Below are 25,479 nucleotides of genomic sequence, written 5' to 3' on the forward strand. Positions count from 1 at the left end.
ACCCCGGCGGGCAGTGCGGAAGCGCTGAGCGTCAGTCGCGCTCGATGTGGTGCCCGATCAGCTGCGGTCCCATGATCACCGCGGCCCCGGACCCGTCCCGGCGCACATCCGGCTCCGGCAGCTCCACCGGATCGCCGGTGCTGCTGGCGCCGACCGGCCGCGGACCCACCCAGGCCACCACCAGCTCGGTCTCGCCCTTGAGGAACCGCTGCACCCGCACCCCGCCGGTCGCCCTGCCCTTGGCGGGATAGGACGCGAACGGCGACACCTTCACCTGCGTGCCCGTGGACGTCACCACCATCGGCTCGCCGTGCGACGAGTCCGCCGTGTTCACCACGTTGAACGAGATCACCGACGCCCCGGCGGTCAGGTTCACCCCGGCCATGCCGCCGCCCTTGAGACCCTGCGGCCGCACCAGTTTCGCCGGGAACCGCAGCAGGCTGGCATCCGAGGTGACGAACACCAGCGACTCCGCGCCGTCGGTGAGCCAGGTCGCCTCGAGCACCTCGTCACCCTCCTTGAGGGTGATCACCTCGAACTCGTCGGAGCGGACCGGCCACTCCGGCGCGCAGACCTTGACCACGCCGTGCCGCGTGCCGATCGCCAGGCCCGGGGAGTCGCCGGCGGCCAGCGGCGCTAGCCCGACCACCTTCTCCCCCTTCTCCAGCGGGACCAGCTCGGACGCGGACATGCCGCCGCGCAGCGAGACCGTGCCGGACGACTCGGGCAGCACCGGCAGCGGCAGCACGTCGGTCTTGAACGCCCGTCCGCGGTTGGTCACCAGTAGGATCCGCCCGCGGGCGGTGGCGTGGATGATCGCGCGGACCGCGTCGTGCTTGACCCGGCCGCTGCGTTTGCGCGCCTCGGTCGACTCCTCGCTCTCCGCGGCCGTGCGGGCGATCAGCCCGGTGGCGGAGAGGATGATCTGGCACGGGTCGTCGGCCACTTCGAGAGGGCCGGCCGGCACGGAGGCGGCGAGCACCTCCTTGAGGTCGCCGTCGATCAGCGTGGTGTGCCGGGGCCGGCCGAACTCGGCGGTCACCTCGGCCAGTTCGTCGGAGACGACCTGCTTGAGCACGTCGGAGTTGTCGAGGATCCGGCTCAGCTCGGCGATCTCGTTGCGCAGCCGTTCCTGCTCGGTCTCCAGCTCGATCCGGTCGAAGCGGGTGAGCCGGCGCAGCGGGGTGTCCAGGATGTACGTCGCCTGGATGTCGCTGAGCCCGAACTCGCTCATCAGGGACGCCTTGGCGGCCGCCGCGTCGTCGCTGGCCCGGATGATCGCGACCACCCGGTCGATGTCGATCAGGGCGATGAGCAGGCCGTCGACCAGGTGCAGCCGGTCCTGCCGCTTGCTGCGCCGGAACTCGGTGCGCCGGGTGACGACGTCGTACCGATGCTGGACGAAGACCTCCAGCAGCGCCTTGAGCCCCAGCGTGCGCGGCTGCCCGTCGACGAGCACGAGGTTGTTGATGCCGAACGAGCTCTCCAGCGGGGTCAGCCGGTAGAGGTCCGCCAGCAGCGCCTGCGGGTTGACGCCGACCTTGCACTCGATCACCAGGCGGGTGCCGTGCTCACGGTCGGTGAGGTCCTTGACGTCGGCGATGCCGGTCAGTCGCGCGGCCTGCCGCTGCCCCCGCTTCGGGCCGGAGGTGATGAGCTTGCCCTTCACCTCGTCGGTGATCGCCTCGATGATCTTCTCGGTGCCGATCCCGTACGGCAGCTCGGTCACGGTGATCGCCTGCCGCCCGCGTCCACCCTCGAGCGGGCCGGTCTGCGCGCGGGCGCGCAGGCGCACCACGCCACGGCCCGTCTCGTACGCCCGCCGCACCTCGTCGAGGCCGAGCAGCTGACCACCGGTCGGCAGGTCCGGCCCCGGGACGAAGCGCATCAGCTCGTCGAGGTCGGCCTCGGGGTTCGTGATCAGGTGCCGGGCGGCCGCGACCACCTCGGCGAGGTTGTGCGGGATCATGTTGGTCGCCATCCCGACCGCGATCCCGGACGTGCCGTTGACCAGTAGGTTCGGGAAGGCGGCCGGCAGCACCTTGGGCTCGAGGTCGGAGCCGTCGTAGGTCGGCTTGAAGTCGACGGTGCCCTCGCCCAGCTCGCCGACCAGCAGCATCGCCTCGCGGGACATGCGCGCCTCGGTGTACCGCGCGGCAGCGGGCCCGTCGTCCGGCGAGCCGAAGTTGCCGTGGCCGTCGATCAGCGGCGTGTTGAGCGAGAAGTCCTGCGCGAGCCGGACCAGGGCGTCGTAGATCGCCACGTCACCGTGCGGGTGGTACTTGCCCATCACGTCACCGACGACGCGGGCACTCTTCACGTACGCCCGGTCGGGCCGGTGACCCTGCTCGGACATCGACCAGAGGATGCGCCGGTGCACCGGTTTGAGACCGTCCCGCGCGTCCGGCAGCGCCCGGGAGTGGATCACCGAGTACGCATACTCCAGGTAGGAGTCCTCGACCTCGGTGGTCAGCGGGTTGTCGATGACGTTGGCGCCCGGCTGGTCGAACGCGGACAGGTCGACGCGGTTCTCGGTTTTGCGGCGTGCCATTGGTAGCGAACCTCTCAGGCGTCGATCGTCTCCTGGTCGATCCGGCCGGCAGCCTCGATCAACCAGTTCTTCCGGGGCTCGACCCGCTCACCCATCAGCAGCTCGAGAGTGGCCTCGGCCCGCTCGGCGTCGTCCAGCGTGATGCGCCGGACGGTCCGGGTGGCGGGGTTCATCGTGGTGTCCCACAGCTCGTCGGCGTCCATCTCGCCGAGACCCTTGAACCGGCTCACCGGGGCCAGCGACCGGCCCTCCCGCTGCAGCCTGCCGAGGGTGGCCTCCATCTCCTGCTGGGTGTAGGTGAAGAAGGTCTCGGCGTTGCGACCCTTGGTGGTCAGCTTGTGCAGGGGCGGCATCGCGGCGAAGAGCCGGCCGTGCTCGATCACCGGCCGCATGTACTTGGCGAAGAGCGTGATCAGCAGGGTCCGGATGTGCGAGCCGTCGACGTCCGCGTCGGCCATCAGCATGACCCGCCCGTACCGCATCGAGCCGATGTCGAAGGTCCGGCCGGAGCCGGCGCCGAGCACCTGCACGATGGCCGAGCACTCGGCGTTGTCCAGCACCTGCTGCAGGCTGGCCTTCTGCACGTTGAGGATCTTGCCGCGGATCGGCAGCAGCGCCTGGTACTCCGAGGAGCGGGCCATCCGGGCGGTGCCGAGCGCGCTGTCACCCTCGACGATGTAGAGCTCGCTGCGGGAGATGCCGGTGGTACGGCAGTCGACCAGCTTGGGCGGCATCGAGGCGCCTTCGAGGGCGGTCTTGCGGCGGGCCGCGTCCTTCTGCTGTTTCTGGGTCAGCCGGACGCGAGCCGCGTCCACCACCTTCTGCAGGACCGTGCGAGCCTCGGTCTTCGTGCGCCGATCGTCGATCCAGCCCTTGAGGTACGTCTCGACGAGGCTCTGCGTCACGCGGGTGATGCCGGCCGTCGACAGCTCGTCCTTGGTCTGCGAGGTGAACTGCGGCTCCGGGACCCGGACGTGGATGACCGCGGTCATGCCCTCCAGGAAGTCGTCCAGGACGGGCGGCTCCTCCTTGGGCTTGAGCAGCCCGCGGGCGTTCCGGATGGCCTCGGTCAGCGCGCGTGTGAGGGCCCGCTCGAAGCCCTTGCGGTGGGTGCCACCGTGCACGTTGCGGATCGTGTTGGTGAAGCACTCGACGGTGCGCTCGTAGCCGGTGCCCCAGCGGAAGGCGATCTCCACCTGGGCCTCGCGGACCACGTTCGACTGCATGACACCGTTGGCGTCGGCGGCGTTCTCCTTGTACGTCCCCTCGCCGTTGATCAGCAGGATCCCGGAGACCGGCTTGTCCGAGGCCGGGGTCAGGAACTCCACCATGTCGGTGAGCCCGTTCGGGAAGTGGAACGTCTCGGTGGCCGGCTCCTCGGCGGTCGCGTCGAAGAGCGTGAACTGCACCCCGGCCACGAGGAACGCGGTGTTGCGCAGCTTGCCGCGGACGGCCTCGACGTCGAGCCGCGCGCCGCTCTCGAAGTAGCGGGCGTCATACCAGTACCGCGTGGAGGTGCCGGTGGGCTCGCCGCGCTTCATCCGGCGCACGACCCGCAGGCCGGGCTGCGGGGTGAACGGCGCGTCGGGCCCGTGACCGTCGAAGACCCCGGGCACGCCACGCTGGAACGAGATCTCGTGCACCTTGCCGTCGCGCTTGACGGTGACGTCGTAGCGCAGCGAGAGCGCGTTCACCGCGGAGGCGCCGACGCCGTGCAGGCCGCCGGACGCCTTGTAACCCGAACCGCCGAACTTGCCGCCGGCGTGCAGCCGGGTCAGCACCAGCTCGACGCCGCTCAGGCCGCTCTTGGCGTGCACGTCGGTCGGGATGCCCCGGCCGTCGTCGTCGACCTGGACCGAGCCGTCGGTGTGCAACGTGACGGCGATCTGGGTGGCGTGGCCGGCGACCCCCTCGTCCGTGCAGTTGTCGATGATCTCGTTGGCCAGGTGGTTGATGCCCCGGCTGTCGGTGGACCCGATGTACATCCCTGGGCGTTTCCGGACAGCGTCCAGCCCTTCCAGGTGCGTGAGGTCGTCAGCCCCGTACAAGGTCTCTGGCTGTGCGGTCACGAGTGTGGGTCTCCCGGTCGCCCGTCAGTGGTCAGAACGGCGCGAGCCTACCCGGCCCCTCCGACACTTCTGTCCCAGGCGAGCCAGGTCATGGCCTGTCAGATCGAAAATTCGGGTAAAAGGTTACAAAATTCCGCTAGTGAGCCCCGACGAGGCCTGTCGCGCCACCGGGGCCACCGCAGATCGGCGCCGACCGCGCGAACTGCGGCTGCAACGCGCGCCACAGGTCGAGCGGGTACGACTTGCCCGGCACGGACACCGGTGGCATCTCCTGGTAGGCGATCAGCTCGTCGGTGACCTCCCGGGTCGCCGAGCACACCACCACCGTGTCGTGCGGGGCGTAGGCCTGCAACCGGGCCGCGGTCGCCACGACACTGCCGCTGATCATCCCGTACCCGCCGTCGAAGGTCATCAGCGGATCCACGATCACCTCCCCGGTGGCGAGCCCGGCCCGGGTCCGCACCCGGTGCCTGCCGGCCAGGAGACGCCCCCTCAACGCCTCCTGGACCGACAGGCCCGCGCGCACGGCAGAGGCGGCCGCCTCCGGCTCGAAGCCGTCCTCGCCGGCGCCGAAGACCGCCATCACCGCATCGCCGACGTACTTCTCGACGATGCCCCCGCACCCGCGGACCACCCCGGCGACGGCCGAGAAGTAGTCCCGCTGCAGCGCCCGTACCTCCGCGCAGTCCAGCCGGTCCACCAGCGCGGTGAAACCGACGATGTCGATGAACAGCACGGTCACGGTCTGGCGCCGCTCCTGAATGGTGTCGATGGTGATGGTGGTCATGTCTGACGCTCCCCCCAGAGCACTGCGTTGACCGGGAGAACGGTGCCAGCCGGGCGGGACGGGCGGATCCGCAGAACGACGTATCTCCGAGAGCATCAACACTGGTCATTTTTGTGACGCAGAACAGTCCGAACCGACGACAACGTGGTACGTCCTTTCGCATTAGGCTGCCGGACATGGCCAGCCAGGGGGACGATGGGCCGCTTGTCGGGCGCACCGGCACGCTGGCCGAGATTCAGTCGGACCTGCGCAACGTCGGTCCTGGTGGGACAGCCGCGGTGTTCCTGACCGGGGAGAGCGGGGTCGGCAAGAGCCGGCTGCTGCGGGAGACCGCCGACGCGTTGCGCGACAGGGACTTCGCGGTGCTCGTCGGCACCTGTCTCGACATCGGAGACGCGTCGCCGCTGCACCCGGTGCTGCAGGCGCTGCGCCGGCACGACAGCGCGCCGGCCACCGCCGCCGGCGACGCCGGCGCGCTGCTCGACCGGGTCTCGCGCGACCTGCGCGCAATCGCCGGCGACCAGCGGCTGCTGCTCGTGCTCGACGATCTCCAGTGGGCCGACCGGAGCACCCGCCAGCTGCTGCTCTACCTGCTGGCCGGGCTGGGCGACGTGCGCGTGTCGGTGCTCGCCGCGATCCGCGCCGAGGCCCTGCACGGCACCCACCCGCTGCGCCGGGTGCTCGCCGAGCTGCGCCGCCTGCGGTCCGTCCGGGTCGTGGATCTCGCCCCGCTGGACCAGGAGCAGACCCGCGAGCTGGTCGGCGCGATCGTCGACGGCGAGGTGGCCGGCGAGGACGCCGAGCGCGTCTACAAGCGCAGCGGCGGCAACCCGTTCGTGGTCGAGGAGCTGGCGCGGGACCTGCGCGACGGCCGGGTGGAGCTCTCCGACACGCTGCGGGAGATCTTCCTGACCCGCATCGACGAGCTCCCGCCGAACGCGCATGCCGTGGTCAACGCGCTGGCCGCCGGCGTCGAGCCGGTCGAGCACGCGGTGCTGTCGCGGGTGGTCCGCCTCCCCGAGGACGAGCTGCTGGAGGCCATCCGCGCCGCCGTGGCGTACCGGTTCGTCATCGGCGACGGCGAGGGCTACCGGCTGCGGCACCGCCTGGTCGCCGAGGTGCTGGAGCAGGAGGTGCTGCCGGCCGAGGCGACCGCGCTGCACCGGCGTTACGCCGAGGCGCTGGAGGCGTGCCCGAACGAGGCGGACCACGCCCGCCTGGCCCACCACTGGCAGCGGGCCGGTCTGCCGGCCCGGGCGCTGCCGTCGGTGATCGCCGCGGCCCGCTCCGCCGAGGGGTTGTACGGCTTCGCCGAGGCCCACCGGCACTGGACTCTCGCCCTGCGACTGACCAGCGAGGACGCCGACGATCGCACCGAGCTGCTCCGGCACGCCGCCGAGTCGGCGCACCAGTGCGGCGAGCACCTGCTCGCCCTGGCCCGGCTCGAGGAGCTGGCCGGCCGCAAGGACGCGCCGACCGAGTGCGAGCTGCACCTGCGCCGGGCGCGCTACCTGGCCGCGGCCGGCCGCTCGGAGACCGCCGAGCGGGAGTACGAGCTGGCCCTGCGGTCGGCCGACTGCACCCCGCAGCTGCGCGCCACCGCCGCCGCCTTCCTCGCCGAGCGGCTCCTGCACCTGGGGCGGTATGCGGACGCCAACCAGCACGCGCGGGACGCGCTGGAGCTGGCCGCGATCAACGGCTCGACCGCCGACCTGGTCCGGGCGAGCGCCGCGCTGGGGTTCAGCGCCGCCTTCCGGGAGGATCCGGACGCCGGCCTGGCGGTCATCCGGCATGCCGTGGAGATCGCCGAGCGGTCCGGCCACCCGGAGGACCTCGGTGTGGCGTACCTGCACCTGGCCGAGCTGCTCACCGGCCCGCTGAACAGCATCGAGGAGGGCGTGCTGGTCGCCCGCCGGGGCGCCGACCGGCTCGCCTCGCTCGGCGTCGGCCGGACATATCAGACGCGCCTGCTGGCGATCGCCGGCAACGGACTGTTCCGGATCGGTCAGTGGGCCGAGGCGGACGCGGTGCTGGAGGAGGCGATGCGGCACCGCCCGTCCGGCGCCGACGCGGTGGAGCTGCTGCTCGCCCGCAGCCGGCTCTGGGTCGGCTTCGGGGAGCTCGACAACGCCCGCCGCGACCTGGACGCGGTGGCGACGCTGCTGGCCGGCGGCGGGGCGCGGCACGTGCTGCCGATGCTCACGCTGCGCTCCGGGCTGGCGATGTGGCAGAAGGAGCACGCCGCCGCGCGGGCCGCGGTGCAGCGCGGCCTGACCGAGACCCGCTCGGACGACCTGGTGCTGCTCGGCGTGCTGGCCTGGCACGGGCTGCGCGCCGAGGCGGAGGCGCACACGGACGGCGCGCCGGTCGACCCGGGTGCGCTGCGCCGGCTGAAGACCGTGGTCACGCGCCTGGAGGCGGGGGCGAACGCCGCCGCGCCGGAGGTCCGCGCCGTCCTCGACGGGTACTTCTACCTCTGCGCGGCCGAGCTGAGCCGGATCGAGAACCGGCAGGATCCGGAGCCCTGGGCGCGAGCGGCCGCCATCTGGGACCGCCGCCAGCAGCCCTACCCGGCCGCCTACTCCCGGTTGCGGCACGCCGAGGTCGCGCTGGCTCGCCGGGCGCGGCGCACCACAGCGGTCGCCGGCCTGCGCCAGGCCTACGTGACGGCGGTCGCCATGGGCGCACGTCCGCTGGCGAACGAGATCAAGGGCGTCGCCCAGCGGTTCCGGGTCGCCCTGGCCGAGGACGCGGACACCGTGCCGATGGCCCCGCCGGAGCCGGATCCCGGCGACGAGCTGGCCGTTCTCACGGGGCGGGAGCGTGAGGTGCTGGCCGCGGTCGCCGAGGGGCTGACCAACCGGGAGATCGGTGAGCTGCTGTTCATCAGTGAGCGCACGGTCGGCGTGCATCTCGGGCACATCTTCGACAAACTTCAGGTACGTACGCGGGTCCAGGCCAGCCGGGTCTTCTTGACAGCCGCCTGACCAGGCAGTCGTTATCCCGCCGTTACATACGTACACGGAATACGTCGTTCTACCGATCCCCTCGCCCACGGCCGGTGACAAGCTGTGGGCACGGGGGAGCACCGCCCGGTGGCCGACAGCCGCCGGGCGGTGCTGGGGGCCCTCCGCACACCGGCAAGTTCGTGGAGGATCCGATGACCCGGCCCATCTGGGGACCAGTGCAATCCGAGATGTCCGCGATCCTGCAGGAGCATCCGGACGACGTGCCCGCCGTCGTCGCCCAGCTCGGCGCTCTGCAGGACGTTCTCTGCAAGGTTCCACCGCTGCTGAACGGCAACCCGCTCGCCGACTTCAACGGGCTCTACCTGACCATCACCGAGAATGTGCTGGACAGGCTCTACGCGGGCAAGTTCAAGGACCCGGCGTTCCTGTCCCGGCTGGACGTGGAGTTCGCCGCGCGGTACTTCGACGCCCTGCGCTACTGGACCGAGGGCAGCCCGGCCTGCCCCGGCGTGTGGGCCGGCCTGTTCCACCGGATCCCCGGGCCCGACCCCCGCCCGCTGCCGTCCGCGGTCGCCGGCGTCAACGCGCACATCAACTTCGACCTGCCGTTCGCGCTGGTCACCACGTTCGACCACCTCGGCTCGGACCCGATCGACGGCAGCGACCAGCACCACGACTACCTGCAGGTCAACGACATCTTCGCGGAGGAGATCCCGGGCCTGCGCCGGGGCTACCTGGACCGCTGGCAGCTGCTCATCGACACGATGAACGGCGACCTGGACGACTGGTGGCAGGGCGAGATGGTGGAGTACACCCGCAATGTCGCCTGGCGCAACGCGCAGAAGATCTGGGCGATCCGGCACGACCTGATCGCGCTCGACGCGGAACGCCGCCGGCTCGACCGGACCGCCACCGGCCTGGGGAAACTGCTGCTCTCGCCGTTCGCCGACTTCCTGCAGTGACTACTTCTTGACGACGATCAGCCGGGCCGCGGTCGCCTCGCCGTTCTGCACGCCGCCGATGCCGATCTCGGCGCCGGTCTTCAGCGCGGTCCGGTCCACGGCCTTGCGCTGCTGCACGATCCGCAGCGGATCGCCGTAGGCCCAGGTGAGCTTGAAGCCGTCGGTGGACTCCACGGTCAGCCCCTTGTCGTCGACCGCGGTGATCTTGCCGCGCTGCACCACGACGGTCTTCGTCGCGTCCTTGGCCTGCACGGTGACCTCGCCGTGCAGGGCGTTCCTGCGCAGCAGCTTGCGGACCACCCGCGGCCGGACGTCGCCCTTGTCCTTCGCCGCGGGTGACGGCGAGGCGTCCACGTCGTCGGTGGTGAACCCGACGGCCTGCAGGGCGACGGCCTCGGTGGCGACGTCGCCGGGCGACGACGGGGACTCCGTCGCGGCTGCGCCGCATCCGGCCAGGGCGGCGGTCAGGGCCGCGGCGACGATGAGAGCTTTCCCGCTTCGATTCATGGGTACGACAATGGGGCCGCCCGGATCGGCGAACGTCAGCCGATTGTTCGAGTCCGGTAAGGAAGCGCGGCCCTCGTCGCCTTGGAACGTGCGGGCGCGCGACCCATTCCCTCAACCGTCCGTGCGGGTTTCGTAGGGCAGCTCCACGCGGAACATCGCGCCACCCTCCGGGGCGTGCCCGGCCTCGATCCGGCCGCCCAGCCGCCCGACCAGGCGCGCCGCGAGCGCCAGCCCGAGCCCGCTGCCCACCTTCCGGATGCCCCGGTACCGGCGGTTCAGCGCGCCCCGCTCGAACGCGACGGCCAGGTCGTCGTCGGTGAACCCGGGCCCGCCGTCACGCACCTCGACCACACCGCCGGAACTCTCCGCGCGCACCGCGAGGACCAGCGGCGCGCCGGCCGGCACCACGCGCAGCGCGTTCTCGCACAGCCCGTCGAGCACCTGACGGATCCGGCCCGGGTCGGTCCGCACCGTGACCGGGGCGTCCGGCACCTCGACCACGAGGGCCGGGCCGTCCGCCGCGCACCGCGCCGACCAGGCGTCACCCGCGTCCCGTACGAGCTCCACCAGGTCCACCGTGACGACGTCCAGCGGCAGATCCGCGGCCTCCAGCCGGGAGAGGACGAGCAGGTCGGAGATGAGCCGGTCGAGACGGTCCGCCTCGGCGACCATGGTGGCGCCGGCCTGCTCCGCGCCGTCCGCCCCGACCACCCCGTCGGCGAGCGCCTCGGCGTAGCCACGGATGGTGGCCAGCGGCGTACGCAACTCATGGGAGACCGACAGGAGGAAGTCGCGCTCGCGGCCCTCGCTCGTCTGCAGGGCCGCGGCCAGTTGATTCACCGCCTCGGCCAGGCGAACCGCCTCGGCCGGGCCGTGCCGGGCGATCCGCACCGAGCGATCTCCGCCGGCGAGCCGCCCGGCCGCCGCCGCTGCCAGCTCGATCGGCCGGGTGACGAACCGGGCCAGCAGCGCGCCGGCCAGGATCCCGCCGACCAGGCCCGCGAGCAGCGCCCACCAGACACTGCCGAGCAGCCGCAGCGCGAGGCCGGTCGAGGCCGGGCGGGTCAGCACCACGCCGGCGTCGACGCCGCGCAGCGGACGCCCGGCGATGAACGACGAACGGTCGCCGACGCGCCCCCGCGTGTCGACCAGCGCACCACCCGCGACCTGCTCGGCCACCCGCTCCGGCAGGCCCTGATGATCAGGGACGCCGCGCCGGATCAGGTAGATCTCGATCTGGTCCTGGCGCAGTCGCCGGGCGATCTTCTCCCGCGCGGCCGGGCGCTCGTCGGTGAGCAGCTCGACCGCGAGCGCCGACTTCTCCACGAGCTCCGCGCGCACCTGCGTGTTCACCCAACGGACCGCGACCGGGACCGCCACCAGCGCCGTGATGATCACCGAGATGACCGAGGTGGCGACGGTGACCAGGACCGCACGGCCGGTCAGCGTGCGGAAGAAGTCACGCATCGGCCGTGTACCCCACCCCGCGGACCGTGCGGATCAGGCTCGCCGCGCCGCCGAGTTTCGCACGGACCTGGGCGACATGCACATCGACGGTACGGGTCCCGGCGTGCGACGCGTAGCCCCAGACCGCGGCGAGCAGCTCCTCGCGGGTGAACACCCGGCCGGGACGCCCCAGCAGGTGCGCCAGCAGGTCGAACTCGGTGGCGGTGAGCGTCAGCGGCTGCTGGTGGACCGCTGCGGTGCGGCGGCCCTGGTCCAGCGTGAGGGGGCCCAGGGTCCGCACCCGATCGACCTCCGGCGGCCCCGCGGCGCGCCGCAGCAACGTCTTGACCCGGGTGACCAGCTCACGAGGACTGAACGGTTTCGTCACGTAGTCGTCGCCGCCCAGCTCCAGCCCGAGAATCCGGTCCACCTCGTCGTCCCGGGCGGTCAGGAAGATCACCGGCGTCCAGTCCCCGTCGGCGCGCATCCGGCGGCAGATCTCCGTGCCGTCCAGCCCCGGCAGCGCGATGTCCAGGATGCACGCCACCGGGCGCAACCGGCGGGCCGCCGCCAGCCCGGCCGTGCCGTCGTGCTCGACCTGCACGCCGAAGCCCTCCCGGCTCAGATAGAGCCGGACCAGATCGGCGATCGGCCGCTCGTCCTCGACGACCAGGACCAGCCCCTTCGACGCATCAGTCACGGCACACATCATGCCGCCGGCGTGGAAGCACGAACGTTCGAGCAACGTAAGGGATGTCCCCGGGCTGGGCGAACTTCTCGCCGCGGTCCACATCGCTCACCCGGCTGGGCGCGCTCCCAAAAGGATCACGAGTGTCGGAAAGCGCTCTCCTCGCATGCTATAAAGGCGCAGGTCCAGCAGTGGGCCCCGCCGCGCATTCCACCCGGTTCGCTGTGACGTGCCCGGAATGCCCGGCCCTTGATCCGGGCGAGGCGTCGCACACGGGGGGATGCCTCGCCCACCAAGCCCCACCCACGGCCGCCCGCCCCGCCCCGCCCCGCGCCGCCCGCCCCGCCGCAGTCCGACCCCGCGCCGCACCCGTCGCACAGCGCGCCCCCGATCACACAGCCGGACCCGCGCGGCACCCATCGCACAGCGCGCGCCCCGCGCTGCCACGCCCTGTGCCCGCCCTCGCCGTCGGCGCGAGCTTCCGGCTGGTCCTCATGGGCGTTATTCGTGCCTCATAACGCCCATGAGGACCAGCCGAGGCCGCGACCCGCGCCGCTGCCTTGACCCGGGATCACCTCGCGGGCGGCTTCGCGGACGGGCGGGGCTTGCGGCGGGCGGCTCGGGGCGTACAGCAATCGGGGGTTGATCTTCAGCGAGAGGCGGCGAGCAGAGCTTCCAGCATGGCTTTGTACGCCGTGGTGGTGACGATGGGGATGCCGTATTGACGGGCCAGCTTCGCCACGCCGGAGAGCGAGTCGGGGTCGGCGGCGACAAGCAGGCGGGTCTGCTTGGTGACCTTGCGGGCCGTGCGCAGGCCGTGGGTCAGGGCGTCGACCTCGAGGTGCTCGCGCGGCGGGTTCAGCGGGCCGGTGAAGACCACCTGGTCGCCCGGGCTGAGCTGCCACTGCGCGGGCTGGGCGGCCGGGATCGCGGCGGCATCGGCCAGCGCGCGATCGACGTCGGCGCTGGTCAGGCCGAGGAGTTCGGCGACGCCGTCGAGGTCGAGGCGCTCGGCGGGGGTGAGGACCTGGTCGGCGAGCGCGACGGCGGCCAGGCCGGACAGGTAGCGGTGGTGCAGGAACTCGGCGTCGGCGCGGGACAGTCCGATCCGGCCGGCGATCGTGACGAGCTGGTCGGCCTCGCTCGCGGAGATGTGCCGGTCCAGCATGACGCCGTCGAGCAGGGCCAGGTATGCGTCGGCCTTCGGGTTCAGCTGGCGGGGCAGACGGTCCACCAGGCGGGTGAGGAAGTGCGGCTCGCGCTCCTCGGGGCGGCGGCGCGGGACCGGCGCGATCGTGGTCACCGGCAGCGCCGGCCACTTCGCCTGGCGGGCCTCGTCGAGCAGTTCCGCCCAGGGCGGCGGGTCGCCGGCCCGCTCCAGGTAGTACGCCAGGAGCTCGGCGGCGGCCCGGGCGCCGTGCAGCGCGGAGTACTCCCGATGGGGGCCCAGGCCGGCGGCGGCGCGACACGCCGTGAGGCTGCGCGACGCGGTGGGCAGGTAATGCCCGGCCAGGCGCATGGTGCACAAACCGAGCTCGTCGTCGACCGGCACGGCGACGCCCAGCTTGCCGAACTCGGCGTTCAGGAAGTCCGCGTCGAAGAAGAGGTTGTGCGCGACCACGAGCTGCCCGGCGAGGCGTTGCGCCACCTGGCCGGCCAGCTCGGCGAAGAGCGGCGCGCGGCGGGCCTCCGCGCCGGTGATGCCGTGCAGTTCCTGCGGGCCCAGGTCACGGTCCGGGTTGACCAGCGTGCACCACTCGTCCAGCACCCGGCCGGCCCCGTCCAGGCGCACGATCGCGACCTCCACGATGCGGTCGTGCCAGCTGGTCTTGGTGCCGGTGGTCTGCAGGTCGACAACGGCGTACATGAGAAGAAACTAGGCGACCGTTCCGGCGTGCCGCCAGCGGGCCCGGATCGGAGGCTCGGCGCGCTGACGCCGTACCGGGAAATGATCGTGAAGTTGGTGGTTCGGGGTGGATCGTCGCGGGCACGATGACCGCATGGCTTCCGGTGAGTACACCCGTGACCAGCGCTACATCGCGACCCGGATCACCGCGGACGGCCGCGACGGCTATCCGGTCGAGCCCGGCCGGTACCGCCTGGTGGTGAGCCGCGCCTGCCCCTGGGCGAACCGCGCGATCATCGTGCGGCGGCTGCTCGGCCTCGAGGACGTGCTGTCGATGGGCGTGGCCGGGCCGACCCACGACGAGCGCAGCTGGAGTTTCGGCCTCGATCCTGGTGGGCGCGACCCGGTGCTCGGCATCGAGCGTCTGCAGGAGGCTTTCCTCTCCAGATTTCCCGGGTACGACAAGGGAATCACCGTGCCGGCGATCGTGGACGTGCCGAGCGGGGCCGTGGTCACCAACGACTTCGCGCAGCTCACCATCGACCTGTCGCTGGAATGGACGGCGTTCCACCGGCCCGGCGCGCCGCGGTTGTACCCTGCCGAGCTGCGCGACGAGATCGACGAGGTCAACGCCGTGGTGTTCCGGGACGTCAACAACGGTGTCTACCGGGCCGGCTTCGCGAGCTCGCAGGACGCCTACGAGAAGGCGTACCAGCAGCTCTTCGACCGGTTGGACTGGCTCTCCGACCGGCTCGCGAATCAGCGCTACCTCGTCGGCGATGCCATCACCGAGGCCGACGTACGCCTTTTCACCACCCTGGCCCGCTTCGACGCCGTGTATCACGGGCACTTCAAGTGCAACCGGTCGAAGCTGAGCGAGATGCCGGTGCTGTGGGCCTACGCGCGGGACCTGTTCCAGACACCCGGATTCGGTGACACGATCGACTTCGCGCAGATCAAGGAGCACTACTACGTGGTCCACCGCACCATCAACCCGACCGGCATCGTCCCGGCGGGCCCGGATCCGAGCGGCTGGCTCACCCCGCACGGCCGCGAGTCGCTGGGCGGCCGCCCCTTCGGTGACGGCACTCCCCCGGTCAGCGACCGCTGAGGAGTTGTCTGAGCAGGTCGGAGAGCTGGGACTGCTGCTTCGGGCTGAGATGGGACAGCAGGCGCCGCTGTTCGTCGAGGCCGGCCGTGACGGCCTGGTCGGCAACCGTGAAGCCCTGGTCGGTGAGGCGGACCAGGATCGCGCGGCGGTCCGACGGGTCGGGTGAGCGGGCGATCAGGCCGGCTTTCTCCAGGCGGTCCAGGCGGGCCGTCGTGCCGCCGGTGCTGAGCATCATCGAGGAGGCCAGGGCGCCCGGCGACAGTTGGTACGGCCGGCCGGATCGGCGCAGCGTGGCGAGGACGTCGAACTCGGGGCGGCCGATGCCGAACGCCGCGTACGCCCGCTCCTGGGTGTCACCGGCGATCCGGGCGATGCGCTGGATGCGGCCGAAGACGCCCATCGCGGTGGTCTCCAGGTCGGGGCGTTCGGTGGCCCACTGGGACAGGATCCGGTCGACGTCGTCCTGCTCGATCATGCCGACATTGTCGGGTATCCGGGTTCCTTGATGACGAACTTCTCGATAGGAGTTATCTTGATGTCGAGATACTTTCCATCGAGGGAGTTGCGATGCGCGTCCTGCTGGTCACGGCCCTCACCCCGGCCGTGTGGGGCACCACCTACGCGGTCACCACGGAATTCCTCCCGCCCGGGAGACCACTGCTCAGCGGGGTGCTGCGCGCGCTGCCGGCCGGGCTGCTCCTGCTCGCGGCGACCCGGAGACTGCCGCACGGGGCGTGGTGGTGGAAGTCGGCGGTGCTCGGGGCGCTCAACATCGGGTTCTTCTTCGCCCTGCTGTTCGCGAGCGCGTACCGGCTGCCCGGCGGCATGGCGGCGGTGCTCGGGGCGGTGCAGCCACTGCTGGTGGCCGGGCTGTCCACGCTGCTGCTCACCGAGCGCGCGTCACTGCGTACCGTGCTCGCGGGGTTGATCGGCGCCGTCGGCGTCGCCCTCGCGGTGCTGACCGCCGCCGCCCGCCTCGACCCGATCGGGATCCTCGCCGGGCTGGCCGGGGCGGCGTCGATGGCCGTCGGTCTCGTGCTGACCAAGCGGTGGGGCCGGCCGGGCGTCTCGCTGCTGACCGCGACCGGGTGGCAGCTGACCGCGGGCGGCCTGGTCCTGATTCCGATCATGCTGCTCGGCGAGGGCCTTCCGGCCTCGCTGAGCGGCAGGAACCTCATCGGGTACGGCTATCTGTCGCTGATCGGGACAGCGGTGGCCTACACCCTGTGGTTCCGCGGACTGGAGCGCCTGCCCGCCGCGCGCGTGTCGCTGCTGAGCCTCCTCTCGCCGGTGACCGCGACCGCGCTCGGCTGGGCGGCGCTCGGCCAGTCCCTGACCGCTGTGCAGGTCAGCGGCATGGTGCTGGCGTTCGGCGCGGTGCTCCTCGGGCAGTCGTCGACCCGTCGGCCGGGGGCCGGTCGTCCACCGGCGGGGGTTGTCCACAGGCGATTCCGGGTGACCGCAAAACGTCGTACCCGCGGCCTAGGGTCGATCCGTGCTCGCAGAACGATGGTCTCTCGCCCAGGCTGAGTCGCTGGCCCCCGACGCCGCCGCGCTCAAACGTGCCCGCGCGGTGTCCGGGCAGTTCGGTCCGACCGGCCTGCTCGACGGCATCCTCTGGGGGCTGTGCCGGGGCTATCGGGTCGCCGCCGACCTGGCCGGTCCGGCGTTCACGTGCTCCTGCCCCAGCTTCCAGGCGCCCTGCAAACATGCGGTCGGCCTGCTGCTGCGCTGGGCCGAGACCGGCGCCGGCGCCGATCCGGCGCCCGAGTGGGTGACGAAGTGGCAGGCCATGCGGGCCGCGCGGGCGAAGCCGAAGGAGGCCGGCACGCCCGACCCGGCCGCCGCCGCGAAACGCGCCCGCGAGCGCGCCGAGCGGGTCGCCGGCGGCATGACGGAGCTGCGGCGCTGGCTCGACGACCAGGTCGAGCAGGGGCTGGCCGGGCTGGGCCGGCGTGGCCACCAGGCGTTCGAGCCGATGGCCGCCCGCCTGGTCGACGCGCAGGCGCCCGGCGTGGCGAGCGCTGTCCGGCGCCTCGGCGGGATCGCCGGGATCGGCCCGCAGTGGGCCGACCGGCTGCTCGGTGAGCTGGCCATGCTGCACCTGGTGGTCGCCGGGCACGACCGGCTCGCCGCGCTCGACCCGGCGACGGCCGCGACCGTCCGCTCGCGGATCGGCTTTCCCACCCCGGCCGAGGAGGTGCTGGCCGGGCCGCGGGTCACCGATCGCTGGCAGGTGCTCGGCCGGCACGACACCGACGACGGCGCGCTGACCACCCGGCGGACCTGGTTGCACGGCTCGTCGACGGCACGGTTCGCGCTGGTGCTGTCGTTCGCCGCGCCCGGGCAGTCGCTGACCACCGACCTGGTGCCCGGCACGGAGTTCCGTGGCGACCTCTGCTTCTATCCGGGTGCGGCGCCGCTGCGGGCGCTGGTCGCGTCCCGCGACAGCGCCGCCGAGCCCTTCGGCTCGCCGGACGGCGCCGGGCCGGTCCGGGCGGCTCTCTCGCGCTGGTCCGCGCTCCTGGCCGCCGAGCCTTTCCGGTACGACGGGCCGATGCTCCTGGCGCAGGTCACGCCGACGGCGGACGGCTGCCTCGTGGACCCCTCGGGCGATGCCCTGCCCCTGGCGGCCGGGCAGCGGGAGCCGTGGTGGCTGCTCGCCGCCGCCGGTGGCCGGCCGGCCACGGTGGCGGGCGAGTGGTCGCCGGGTGGGTTGCGCCCGCTGGCCGCGTGGGTGGAGGGCGAGTTCGTCCCGGCCGCGCCGCCGGCACCGGATCCGGGGGCGCCCCGGGCGGCCGAGCTGCCCGCGGAGATGCTGGCGGCCGCCCTGGTGGGGACGGCTCGGCGGCCGTGGTCGGGGCGGTCGGTCCGGGTCGGCGCGGCCCAGGTCGAGCTGGACTGGGGGTGGCCGGCCGAGTCGCCCGGCATCACGCTCTCCCCCGAGGCGACCACCGACGTGGCGGCCTTCCACGCCGGCCCCGGGGCTGTCCCCGGCGGACCCGGCCGGCCGTCGTCATCGGTGGCCCTGCTCGACGCGGCGGCGGTCGCGCTGACCTCCCGGCGAGCCGGTTTCGAGCCCGAGAGGAAAGTGCCGGTCACCGCCGCGCCGGCCGAGACGGCGCCGCCGCTGCCTGTCGAGGCCGGGGTGCGGCTGGGGCGGATCCTGCGAGGTGGCGCACCCGGCGGTGCCCACCTGGACCAGGAACTGCTGGCCCAGTGGCTGTCCGCGGCGGCGGCCCGGGGCGGGGTCGTCCCGTCGACGGTGCTGCCGGCGCTGCTGGACGCCGCGCGGCGCAACACGACGGTCCGTGGCGACGTCGCGCGGGTCGCGGGCCGGCGCGGCGGCTGGCTGGCCGCGCAGCGGGCGGACTGGCGCTGGCTGCTCGACGAGGCGGCGCCGGTCACGGTCGTCGACTGGGCGACGGCCACCAGCGCGGAACGCCTGGGTCACCTGATCACCCTGCGGCGCGCCGACCCGGCCCGGGCCCGGGAGCTGGTGGCGAGCACGTGGGCCGCCGAGTCCTCGGAGGACCGGGCCCGGTTCCTCGCCACGTTCGCCGACGGTCTCGCCCCCGGCGACGAGGAGCTGCTGGAGCGGGCCTTGGACGACCGGCGCAAGGAGGTCCGGCAGGCCGCCGCCGAGTTGCTGCGCCGGCTGCCCGGGGCGGCGCTCGGACGGCGGATGCGGCAGCGGGCGCACGCCGCGGTCCGGCTGGTCCTCAGCGACCCGCCGCGGCTGGCGGTGCAGCCACCCGACGAGCTGGACGCGGTGCTGCGGCGCGACGGCGTGGGCGCCACCCCGGCCCACGGCGCCGGGGCCGGCGCGTGGCTGCTGGAGGAGGTCGTCGCCGGCGCGCCGCTGGACTCGTGGACCGAGCTGGAGCCCTCCGGTTATGTGGCGCTGGCCAGGGGGAACGACTGGGCCGGCCCGCTGCTGCACGGCTGGGCCAAGGCCGCCATCACCCAGGGCGACGCGCGCTGGGCGGCGACGCTGCTGGCCGCGGACGCCGGGGCGCTGCGCGAGGCGGTCTGCTGGGACCTGCACCTGGTGCTCCCGCCGGATGCGCTGGCCCGGCTGGCCGCCGAGGCGCTGCGGGCCGAGGACGGGTCGGCGCACCGGCTGCTGGCACTGCATCCGGGGCCGTGGCCGGAGCCGCTGAGCGTGACGGTCCTGGAGACCATCGCGCATCGCGCCCGCACCGATCGGCACACCTGGCAGCTCGGTGAGCTGTGCCGGACGGCCGCGCTCGCCATGCCCCCGGCATATGCGGATCTCACCGGCCGGCTCGCCGCCCAGCTCGAGCCGGAGGTGGACCCGAGCCGGGTCCGGCCGGTCGCCGATCTGGCCCGCACGCTGACGTTTCGCGAGGAGATGCTGCGCGAGTTGCGGGCGCCGGAAAGTGTCACACCCCAGCGGTAGTTTGCTGATCGAGCCACCAATCGGTCAGCCCACCTTCAGGAGTTCGAGTTGTCAGCTCTGCGACCGCACGCCGAGGATCAGTACGCCGACGAGCTGGCCCTCCTGGCCGCCGGCGACGACCGGCCGCGGCCGCCCGGGTGGCGTCTGTCGCCGCAGGCCGTGGTGACCTATCTGCTGGGCGACGGCGCCAAGATCACCCCGAAGTATGTGGGGCCCCGCCGCCTGATCGAGGTGGCCGTGTCCACGCTGGCCACCGACCGGGCACTGCTGCTGCTCGGCGTGCCTGGCACCGCCAAGACCTGGGTCTCCGAGCACCTGGCGGCCGCCATCTCCGGCGACTCGAAACTGCTGGTCCAGGGCACCGCGGGCACGGCCGAGGAAGCCATTCGCTACGGGTGGAACTACGCCCGCCTGCTCGCCGAGGGCCCGACCGACGCGGCCCTGGTGCCCAGCCCGATCATGCGGGCCATGCAGACCGGGGCGATCGCCCGGCTGGAGGAGTTGACCCGCGTCCCGTCCGACGTGCAGGACGCGCTGATCACCATCCTGTCGGAGAAGACGCTGCCCGTCCCGGAGCTGAACACCGAGGTCCAGGCGCAGCGCGGCTTCAACCTGATCGCCACTGCCAACGACCGCGACCGCGGGGTGAACGAGCTGTCCAGCGCGCTGCGGCGGCGGTTCAACACGGTGGTGCTGCCGATGCCGGCCAGTGCCGACGACGAGGTGGAGATCGTCGCCCGCCGGGTGGCGCAGCTCGGCAGGTCGCTGGAGCTGCCGGAGGTGCCGGCCGCGCTGGAGGAGATCCGCCGGGTGGTCACGGTCTTCCGCGAGCTGCGGTCCGGCCTGACCGAGGACGGGCGCACCAAGCTCAAGTCGCCGACCGGGACGCTCTCCACCGCCGAGGCGATCTCCGTGATCACCAACGGGATGGCGCTGGCCGCGCACTTCGGGGACGGGACGCTGCACCCCGGTGACGTGGCGGCCGGCATTACCGGCGCGGTGATCAAGGATCCGGTCTCCGACGCGGTGGTGTGGCGCGAATACCTGGAGACCGTCGTCCGGGAGCGGCCCGGCTGGCTGGATTTCTATCGGGCGGCACGCGATGCCTGAGCGGTTCTACGGGGTCCGGCATCACGGGCCCGGCTCAGCCCGGGCGGTGGTGCGGGAGCTGACGGCCCAGCAGCCGGAGATTCTGCTGGTGGAGGGGCCACCGGAGGCCGACGACCTGGTCCGCTGGGTGGCCGGTGGCGGGCTGGAGCCGCCGGTCGCGCTGCTCGGCTATGCGGCGGAGGATCCGGGCCGGGCGGCGTTCTGGCCGTTCGCGGTCTTCTCACCGGAGTGGCAGGCGATCCGGTGGGCGGTGGAGAACGAGGTGCCGGTCCGCTTCTTCGACCTGCCCTACGCGTTCCGGGTGGGCGCGGCCGACCCGGCTGCCGTCGTGCCGGCGGGCCCCGCCGAGCCGGCCCCCGAAGTGCCTGCGGGCCCCGCCGATCCGGCTCCCGAAGTGCCGGGAACAGCGGATGAGACGCCTCCCGGGAGCATGACGGACGAGGCCCGGCGACCGGTGGACCCGATCGGGGAGCTGGCCTCGGCGGCCGGCTACGACGATCCGGAGCGCTGGTGGGAGGACGTGGTCGAGCACCGCGGCGTGCCGGTCTTCGAGGCGATCGCGGAGGCGATGACGGCGATCCGCGAGGGCGCCGCGGAGGATCCCGAGGATCTGCTGCGGGAGGCCTACATGCGGACCGTGCTGCGGGAGGTCCGGCGCAAGCACGAGAACATCGCTGTGGTCTGCGGGGCGTGGCACGTGCCGGCGCTGACCCGCAAGGTCCCGGTCAAGGAGGACACCGCGCTGCTCAAGGGCCGGCGCAAGGGCAAGGTGGCCTTCACCTGGGTCCCGTGGACGTATGGACGGCTGGCGTCGTGGTCGGGTTACGGCGCGGGCGTGACCTCCCCGGGGTGGTATCACCATCTGTTCACCAGCGCTGACGCGGTCGTGCCGCGGTGGCTGGTGGACGCGGCCGGCGTGCTGCGCGCGGAGGGCGTGCCCACCTCGTCGGCGCACGTGATCGAGGCGACGCGGCTCGCCGAGACCCTGGCCACGCTGCGCGGGCGGCCACTGGCCGGGCTCGCCGAGGTGACCGAGGCCGCCGAGGCGGTGATGTGCGACGGGGAGCCGCTGCGCACCGAGCTGATCAACCGGCGGCTCGTGGTCGGCGAGCGGCTCGGCACGGTGCCGGACGAGATGCCCGCGGTCCCGCTCGCCAAGGATCTGACCGCCCAGCAGCGGGCGCTGCGGCTCAAGCCCGAGGCAGCCGAGCGCGAGCTGAAGCTGGACCTGCGCAAGGACACCGACCTGCGGCGCAGCCGACTGCTGCATCGACTGCGGACGCTCGACGTGCCGTGGGGCGAGCCGGCCGCGGGGCGGCGCGGGACAGGGACGTTCCGTGAGGAGTGGGTGCTGCGCTGGCAGCCGGAGTTCGCGGTGCGGCTCGTCGAGGGCAGCATGTGGGGCACGACGGTGGCCGGTGCGGCGAGCGCGCGGGTGATCCGGCGGGCGCGGACCGCGAAGACGCTCGCCGAGGTGACCGCGCTGCTGGAGACGTGCCTGCTGGCGGAGCTCGGCGAGGCCTACCCGGAGGTCCTGGCCGCGCTCGACACCCGGGCCGCGCTGGACGCGGACATCCACCACCTGATGGCGGCGCTCCCGGCGCTGGCCCGGACGTTACGGTACGGGGATGTCCGCCGCACGGACGTGGCCGGCCTCGCCACGGTCGCCGCCGGCCTGCTGAAACGGATCTGCGCCGGGCTTCCGTCGGCGGCCGGGTCGCTCTCCGGCGACGCGGCGAGGCAGCTGCGCGACGGGGTCGACGGCGTGCACCAGGCGGTCAGCCTGCTCGCCGACGACGAGCTGCGGGAGTTGTGGCTGGCGACGATCGAGTCGCTGGCGCGGCGGCCGGATCTGCACGGGCTTCCGGCCGGCCGGCTGACCCGGTTGCTGCTGGATGCGGGGCGACTCGATACCGTTGAGGTGCGCCGCCGGCTGCGGCTGCCGCTGACAGTGGGCACCCCACCGGCACACGCGGCCGCCTGGGTCGAGGGTTTCCTGGCCGGGGGCGGGCTGCTGCTGGTGCACGACGACGCGCTGCTCACGCTGGTCGACGAGTGGCTGGCGGACGTGCCGGAGGAGGCGTTCGAGGACGTTCTGCCGTTGTTGCGGCGCACGTTCGGGACGTTCGAGGCCGGGGAGCGGCGGGCCATCGGTGAGCGGGTGGCCGGGCCACGGGCGGGAGCGGCCCGGGCCGCAGTCGCGGCGATCGACGAGAAACGGGCGGTTTCGGTGCTGCCCGTGCTGGGCGCCCTGCTCGGGCGCGAGATCCACATCCGGGAGGACGCATGAGCAGTTCAGAACTCTTTTCACACTCCGCCGAGCCGCCGCCGTCGGGCGAGGTGGCGGCCCAGCCCGCGGAGCTGACCTTCTCGCATCCCACGCCGGACGAGGCGGACGGGTCCCGGGCCGGGGCGGCGACGCCGCCGGACCGGATCTTCTCGCACCCCAAGGCCGGCCTCGAAGGATCGGGCAGAGGCGTCGACGGCTCCGGCAGAGGGTCCGGCGCGGAGAGCTTCGGCAGGCGGTCCGGAGCGGAAAGCTCCGGCAGGCGGCCGGGCAGCGGGCGGGCAGAGGCTTCCGGCGGGCACGGGCGTGGCGAGCGAACGAGAGGGGGTGGCCGGGTTGGCCGGGCGGATGACCCTGGTCAGGGCAAAGATGGTGGCCGCCGCGGCGGGGGCGGGCGCCCGGGGAGAACGCATGGCTGAGCCCGTCCCCGAGGAGGAGCCGGCCGCCGATTCCCTGGCTCGCACGGACCTCACGGCAGGGCAGGGCGACGCGGGCCGGGAACGGCTGCGGCGGTGGCGGCTCGTGCTCGGCGGGGCAGCCGAGGAGTCGCTCGGCAAGGCCGGCGGGCGGGACGGGGCGATGGACGAGGCGCTGGCGGCGCTCTACGACACCGCCGGGGACGGCGACGGAACGTCCGTGAAGCGGTCGGCCGGGCTGGGCGGGTCGGCGCCGAAGGTGGCGCGCTGGCTGGGCGACATCCGGGAGTACTTTCCGAGCACCGTCGTGCAGGTGATGCAGGCCGACGCGATCGAGCGACTCGACCTGACCCGGCTGCTGCTGGAGCCGGAGATGCTGGCCGCCGTCGAGCCGGACGTGCACCTGGTCGGCACGCTGCTCGCACTGAACCGAGTCATGCCGGAGGCCACCAAGGACGCCGCCCGGCAGGTCGTCCGCACGGTCGTCGAGCAGCTCGAACGCCGGATCGCGCAACAGACCCGGGCCGCGGTGTCCGGCGCGCTGAACCGGGCCGCCCGGATCAGCCGGCCGCGGCACGCCGACATCGACTGGGACAGGACGATCCGGGCGAACCTGAAGCACTACCAGGCCGAGCACCGCACGGTGATTCCTGAGCGACTGGTGGGGTACGGGCGGCGGACCACCGCCGTACAGCGGGACGTGATCCTCTGCGTCGACCAGTCCGGCTCGATGGCCGCCTCGGTCGTCTTCTCCGGGGTGTTCGCGGCGGTGCTGGCGTCGCTGCGGTCACTGCGGACGTCGCTGGTCGTCTTCGACACCGCCGTGGCAGACCTGACCGAGCAGCTCAGCGACCCGGTCGACGTGCTCTTCGGCACCCAGCTCGGCGGCGGGACGGACATCAACCGGGCGATCGCCTACAGCCAGACGCTGATCACCCGCCCGCGGGACAGCATCTTCGTGCTGATCAGCGACCTGTACGAGGGCGGCGTGCGGGACGAGATGCTGCGCCGGGTCGCCGAGATGACCGCGGCCGGGGTGCAGGTGGTGGCGCTGCTGGCGCTCTCCGACGAGGGCGCGCCGGCCTACGACCACGAGAACGCGGCGGCGCTGGCCGCGCTCGGGGTGCCGGCGTTCGCGTGCACGCCGGACGCGTTCCCCGACCTGATGGCGGCGGCGATCGAGCGGCGGGATCTGACGGCGTTCGCGGAACGTTTCGCCGACCGCCAGGCCACCGCCACCGGCTGACTTACCGAGAGCCGGCCGGAACCCCACCGCGATCGGCGTGGGTCATGGCCGGCTGGTCATCGTCGCGACGACGTGGAGTCGGGAGCACGCGTCCCGGCCAGGCGCGGCCCGGCCGGGACGACGACGCGGCTCTCATCCGTTGCGGCCGCCGGTGCCGGCGTACCCGGCGAGGCCTTTCGCCTCGGCGGCGTCCCGCAGCAGGTCCCGGTGGTGGGCGATGACGGGCTCAGCATCGGCGGCGAGTTCCTTGACGGACTGCTCGGAGCCGTCGCTGATCTGCTCGGAGACCAGTTTCAGGCTGTCGCGGTGTGCGGCCAGCTGGGTCGAGATGAAGTACTCGTCGAACGTGTCGGCGCCCGCCGCCTCGTACCGCCGGGTCAGGGCCTGCTGCTCCTCGGTGGGTGCGTCCGGCAGGAAGACCCGCAGTTGGCGCGCGGTCTGGTAGAGGTCCGCGTCCAGGTGGATGTGGTCGCGCATCAGGGTGGCGGCCAGTGTCTTCACGGTTGGGTCGTTGCTCGTCGTCCAGGCGATCCGGCCGGCACTGATCTCGGCCAGGTTCGCCTGGTGAGCGGCCTTGAGGAAGGCGGCGTCCTGGGCGGACGGCTCGGCCTGGGCGGCGGTGGCGGGCAGGGCCAACAGCCCGGCGACGCCGACGGTTGTCGAAATTCGGCGCAAAAGCATACTCATCTCCTCGAATAGGGCATCTTCACCCTAGTCAACGAGATGTGGGGTGCATTCGCTTTCGACCGCATTGACCAGGGGTCACTGGGTCCACCGGAGGAAGCGATCGAAAAGCGCCGACGCGGCCGCCTGCGGCATGTCCCTGGCGGCTTCCTCGAGGTAGTTCCACATCAGCACGGCGAGATCCATCCGGCCGTGCGTGCGGCTCAGCACTTCTCGAGCCGGCTCACAGGGCCACCGACGCCCGCAGACCCGGCAGTCCCACGACGGCCGCGCGGGAAGGTGTTCCGCTTCCTCGGCCACGTGGCCCCCCTCCGGATTCGGACACGGAAGGACGGCCCCCGAATCCGCCCGCCATCGCACCCGTGCACCAAACGATG

General features: G+C 72.9%; 18 protein-coding genes. 8 read left to right on the forward strand and 10 right to left on the reverse strand.

Going from position 1 to position 25,479, the window contains the following annotated elements; translation table 11 throughout:
- Positions 1 to 31: 31 nt before the first annotated feature.
- From Acy02nite_RS19475 to Acy02nite_RS19485, 3 genes are all read right to left on the reverse strand, one after another.
- On the reverse strand, positions 32 to 2,551 hold the full coding sequence (locus Acy02nite_RS19475; protein ID WP_203742460.1) for a DNA gyrase/topoisomerase IV subunit A: 2,520 nt from the start codon (positions 2,549 to 2,551) through the stop codon (positions 32 to 34).
- Positions 2,552 to 2,565: 14 nt separating this feature from the next.
- Positions 2,566 to 4,620, reverse strand: a complete 2,055-nt coding sequence (locus Acy02nite_RS19480; RefSeq protein WP_203742462.1) for a DNA gyrase/topoisomerase IV subunit B — start codon at positions 4,618 to 4,620, stop codon at positions 2,566 to 2,568.
- A 136-nt stretch (positions 4,621 to 4,756) separates the two neighbouring features.
- On the reverse strand, positions 4,757 to 5,407 hold the full coding sequence (locus Acy02nite_RS19485) for an adenylate/guanylate cyclase domain-containing protein (RefSeq protein WP_203742464.1): 651 nt from the start codon (positions 5,405 to 5,407) through the stop codon (positions 4,757 to 4,759).
- 176 nt (positions 5,408 to 5,583) lie between these two features.
- Here Acy02nite_RS19485 and Acy02nite_RS19490 point away from each other — a divergent pair, with 176 nt between their 5' ends.
- Both Acy02nite_RS19490 and Acy02nite_RS19495 read left to right on the forward strand, forming a co-directional pair.
- Entirely contained in the window at positions 5,584 to 8,394 is a 2,811-nt protein-coding gene (locus Acy02nite_RS19490) for a helix-turn-helix transcriptional regulator (RefSeq protein ID WP_203742467.1), read from the forward strand.
- A gap of 173 nt (positions 8,395 to 8,567) precedes the next feature.
- Complete coding sequence (locus tag Acy02nite_RS19495) at positions 8,568 to 9,338, forward strand: DUF5995 family protein (RefSeq protein ID WP_203742469.1); 771 nt, start codon at positions 8,568 to 8,570, stop codon at positions 9,336 to 9,338.
- On the opposite strand, the gene Acy02nite_RS19500 is transcribed toward Acy02nite_RS19495, so the two are convergent.
- The 4 genes from Acy02nite_RS19500 to Acy02nite_RS19515 all read right to left on the reverse strand — a co-directional run bounded on the left by Acy02nite_RS19500 (position 9,339) and on the right by Acy02nite_RS19515 (position 13,846).
- Positions 9,339 to 9,845 carry a hypothetical protein gene (locus Acy02nite_RS19500; protein ID WP_203742471.1) on the reverse strand — a complete coding sequence of 169 codons (507 nt, stop codon included), beginning with the start codon at positions 9,843 to 9,845 and terminating at the stop codon, positions 9,339 to 9,341.
- Between the two features lie 111 nt (positions 9,846 to 9,956).
- Positions 9,957 to 11,312, reverse strand: coding sequence for a sensor histidine kinase (locus Acy02nite_RS19505; RefSeq protein ID WP_203742473.1), 1,356 nt, complete (start codon positions 11,310 to 11,312; stop codon positions 9,957 to 9,959).
- On the reverse strand, positions 11,305 to 12,000 hold the full coding sequence (locus tag Acy02nite_RS19510) for a response regulator transcription factor (RefSeq protein ID WP_203742582.1): 696 nt from the start codon (positions 11,998 to 12,000) through the stop codon (positions 11,305 to 11,307). Before Acy02nite_RS19510 ends, Acy02nite_RS19505 begins: the two co-directional genes overlap by 8 nt.
- A 628-nt stretch (positions 12,001 to 12,628) precedes the next feature.
- Positions 12,629 to 13,846, reverse strand: a complete 1,218-nt coding sequence (locus tag Acy02nite_RS19515) for an exonuclease domain-containing protein (RefSeq protein ID WP_203742475.1) — start codon at positions 13,844 to 13,846, stop codon at positions 12,629 to 12,631.
- Between the two features lie 133 nt (positions 13,847 to 13,979).
- Between Acy02nite_RS19515 and Acy02nite_RS19520 the strand changes: the two genes are divergently transcribed.
- Positions 13,980 to 14,936, forward strand: coding sequence for a glutathione S-transferase family protein (locus Acy02nite_RS19520; protein ID WP_203742477.1), 957 nt, complete (start codon positions 13,980 to 13,982; stop codon positions 14,934 to 14,936).
- On the opposite strand, the gene Acy02nite_RS19525 is transcribed toward Acy02nite_RS19520, so the two are convergent.
- On the reverse strand, positions 14,923 to 15,411 hold the full coding sequence (locus Acy02nite_RS19525; RefSeq protein WP_203742479.1) for a MarR family winged helix-turn-helix transcriptional regulator: 489 nt from the start codon (positions 15,409 to 15,411) through the stop codon (positions 14,923 to 14,925). The two genes, Acy02nite_RS19520 and Acy02nite_RS19525, sit on opposite strands and share 14 nt — an antisense overlap.
- A gap of 92 nt (positions 15,412 to 15,503) precedes the next feature.
- On the opposite strand from Acy02nite_RS19525, the gene Acy02nite_RS19530 reads away from it, so the two are divergent.
- From Acy02nite_RS19530 to Acy02nite_RS19550, 5 genes are all read left to right on the forward strand, one after another.
- Complete coding sequence (locus Acy02nite_RS19530; RefSeq protein WP_203742482.1) at positions 15,504 to 16,466, forward strand: EamA family transporter; 963 nt, start codon at positions 15,504 to 15,506, stop codon at positions 16,464 to 16,466.
- Entirely contained in the window at positions 16,432 to 19,359 is a 2,928-nt protein-coding gene (locus tag Acy02nite_RS19535; protein WP_203742483.1) for an SWIM zinc finger family protein, read from the forward strand. Before Acy02nite_RS19530 ends, Acy02nite_RS19535 begins: the two co-directional genes overlap by 35 nt.
- 48 nt (positions 19,360 to 19,407) lie before the next feature.
- Positions 19,408 to 20,469: an ATP-binding protein gene (locus Acy02nite_RS19540; RefSeq protein ID WP_203742485.1), complete on the forward strand. Its 1,062-nt coding sequence runs from the start codon at positions 19,408 to 19,410 to the stop codon at positions 20,467 to 20,469.
- A complete protein-coding gene (locus Acy02nite_RS19545; RefSeq protein WP_203742487.1) occupies positions 20,462 to 22,759 on the forward strand; it encodes a DUF5682 family protein in 2,298 nt (765 codons plus the stop codon). Before Acy02nite_RS19540 ends, Acy02nite_RS19545 begins: the two co-directional genes overlap by 8 nt.
- A gap of 408 nt (positions 22,760 to 23,167) precedes the next feature.
- Positions 23,168 to 24,418: a VWA domain-containing protein gene (locus Acy02nite_RS19550; protein ID WP_203742489.1), complete on the forward strand. Its 1,251-nt coding sequence runs from the start codon at positions 23,168 to 23,170 to the stop codon at positions 24,416 to 24,418.
- Positions 24,419 to 24,550: 132 nt separating this feature from the next.
- Here the strand turns inward: Acy02nite_RS19550 and Acy02nite_RS19555 are convergent, their stop codons facing one another.
- Together Acy02nite_RS19555 and Acy02nite_RS19560 are read right to left on the reverse strand one after the other, a co-directional pair.
- Positions 24,551 to 25,099 (reverse strand): DUF4142 domain-containing protein, encoded by a 549-nt coding sequence (locus Acy02nite_RS19555; protein ID WP_203742491.1) that lies wholly within the window; start codon positions 25,097 to 25,099, stop codon positions 24,551 to 24,553.
- An 81-nt stretch (positions 25,100 to 25,180) separates the two neighbouring features.
- Positions 25,181 to 25,402: a hypothetical protein gene (locus tag Acy02nite_RS19560; RefSeq protein ID WP_203742492.1), complete on the reverse strand. Its 222-nt coding sequence runs from the start codon at positions 25,400 to 25,402 to the stop codon at positions 25,181 to 25,183.
- Positions 25,403 to 25,479 lie beyond the last annotated feature (77 nt).

Source organism: Actinoplanes cyaneus (assembly GCF_016862095.1).
Taxonomy (GTDB): Bacteria; Actinomycetota; Actinomycetes; order Mycobacteriales; family Micromonosporaceae; genus Actinoplanes; species Actinoplanes cyaneus.

Bases quoted from the DNA above. Each gene is read 5' to 3' on its own strand.
- Acy02nite_RS19550 (WP_203742489.1), top strand. From the start codon at position 23,168: ATGGCTGAGCCCGTCCCCGAGGAGGAGCCGGCCGCCGATTCCCTGGCT.
- Acy02nite_RS19520 (WP_203742477.1), top strand. From the start codon at position 13,980: ATGGCTTCCGGTGAGTACACCCGTGACCAGCGCTACATCGCGACCCGG.
- Acy02nite_RS19490 (WP_203742467.1), top strand. From the start codon at position 5,584: ATGGCCAGCCAGGGGGACGATGGGCCGCTTGTCGGGCGCACCGGCACG.
- Acy02nite_RS19510 (WP_203742582.1), bottom strand. From the start codon at position 12,000: ATGTGTGCCGTGACTGATGCGTCGAAGGGGCTGGTCCTGGTCGTCGAG.
- Acy02nite_RS19530 (WP_203742482.1), top strand. From the start codon at position 15,504: ATGCGCGTCCTGCTGGTCACGGCCCTCACCCCGGCCGTGTGGGGCACC.
- Acy02nite_RS19505 (WP_203742473.1), bottom strand. From the start codon at position 11,312: ATGCGTGACTTCTTCCGCACGCTGACCGGCCGTGCGGTCCTGGTCACC.
- Acy02nite_RS19555 (WP_203742491.1), bottom strand. From the start codon at position 25,099: ATGCTTTTGCGCCGAATTTCGACAACCGTCGGCGTCGCCGGGCTGTTG.
- Acy02nite_RS19515 (WP_203742475.1), bottom strand. From the start codon at position 13,846: ATGTACGCCGTTGTCGACCTGCAGACCACCGGCACCAAGACCAGCTGG.
- Acy02nite_RS19545 (WP_203742487.1), top strand. From the start codon at position 20,462: ATGCCTGAGCGGTTCTACGGGGTCCGGCATCACGGGCCCGGCTCAGCC.
- Acy02nite_RS19485 (WP_203742464.1), bottom strand. From the start codon at position 5,407: ATGACCACCATCACCATCGACACCATTCAGGAGCGGCGCCAGACCGTG.
- Acy02nite_RS19500 (WP_203742471.1), bottom strand. From the start codon at position 9,845: ATGAATCGAAGCGGGAAAGCTCTCATCGTCGCCGCGGCCCTGACCGCC.
- Acy02nite_RS19475 (WP_203742460.1), bottom strand. From the start codon at position 2,551: ATGGCACGCCGCAAAACCGAGAACCGCGTCGACCTGTCCGCGTTCGAC.
- Acy02nite_RS19525 (WP_203742479.1), bottom strand. From the start codon at position 15,411: ATGATCGAGCAGGACGACGTCGACCGGATCCTGTCCCAGTGGGCCACC.
- Acy02nite_RS19495 (WP_203742469.1), top strand. From the start codon at position 8,568: ATGACCCGGCCCATCTGGGGACCAGTGCAATCCGAGATGTCCGCGATC.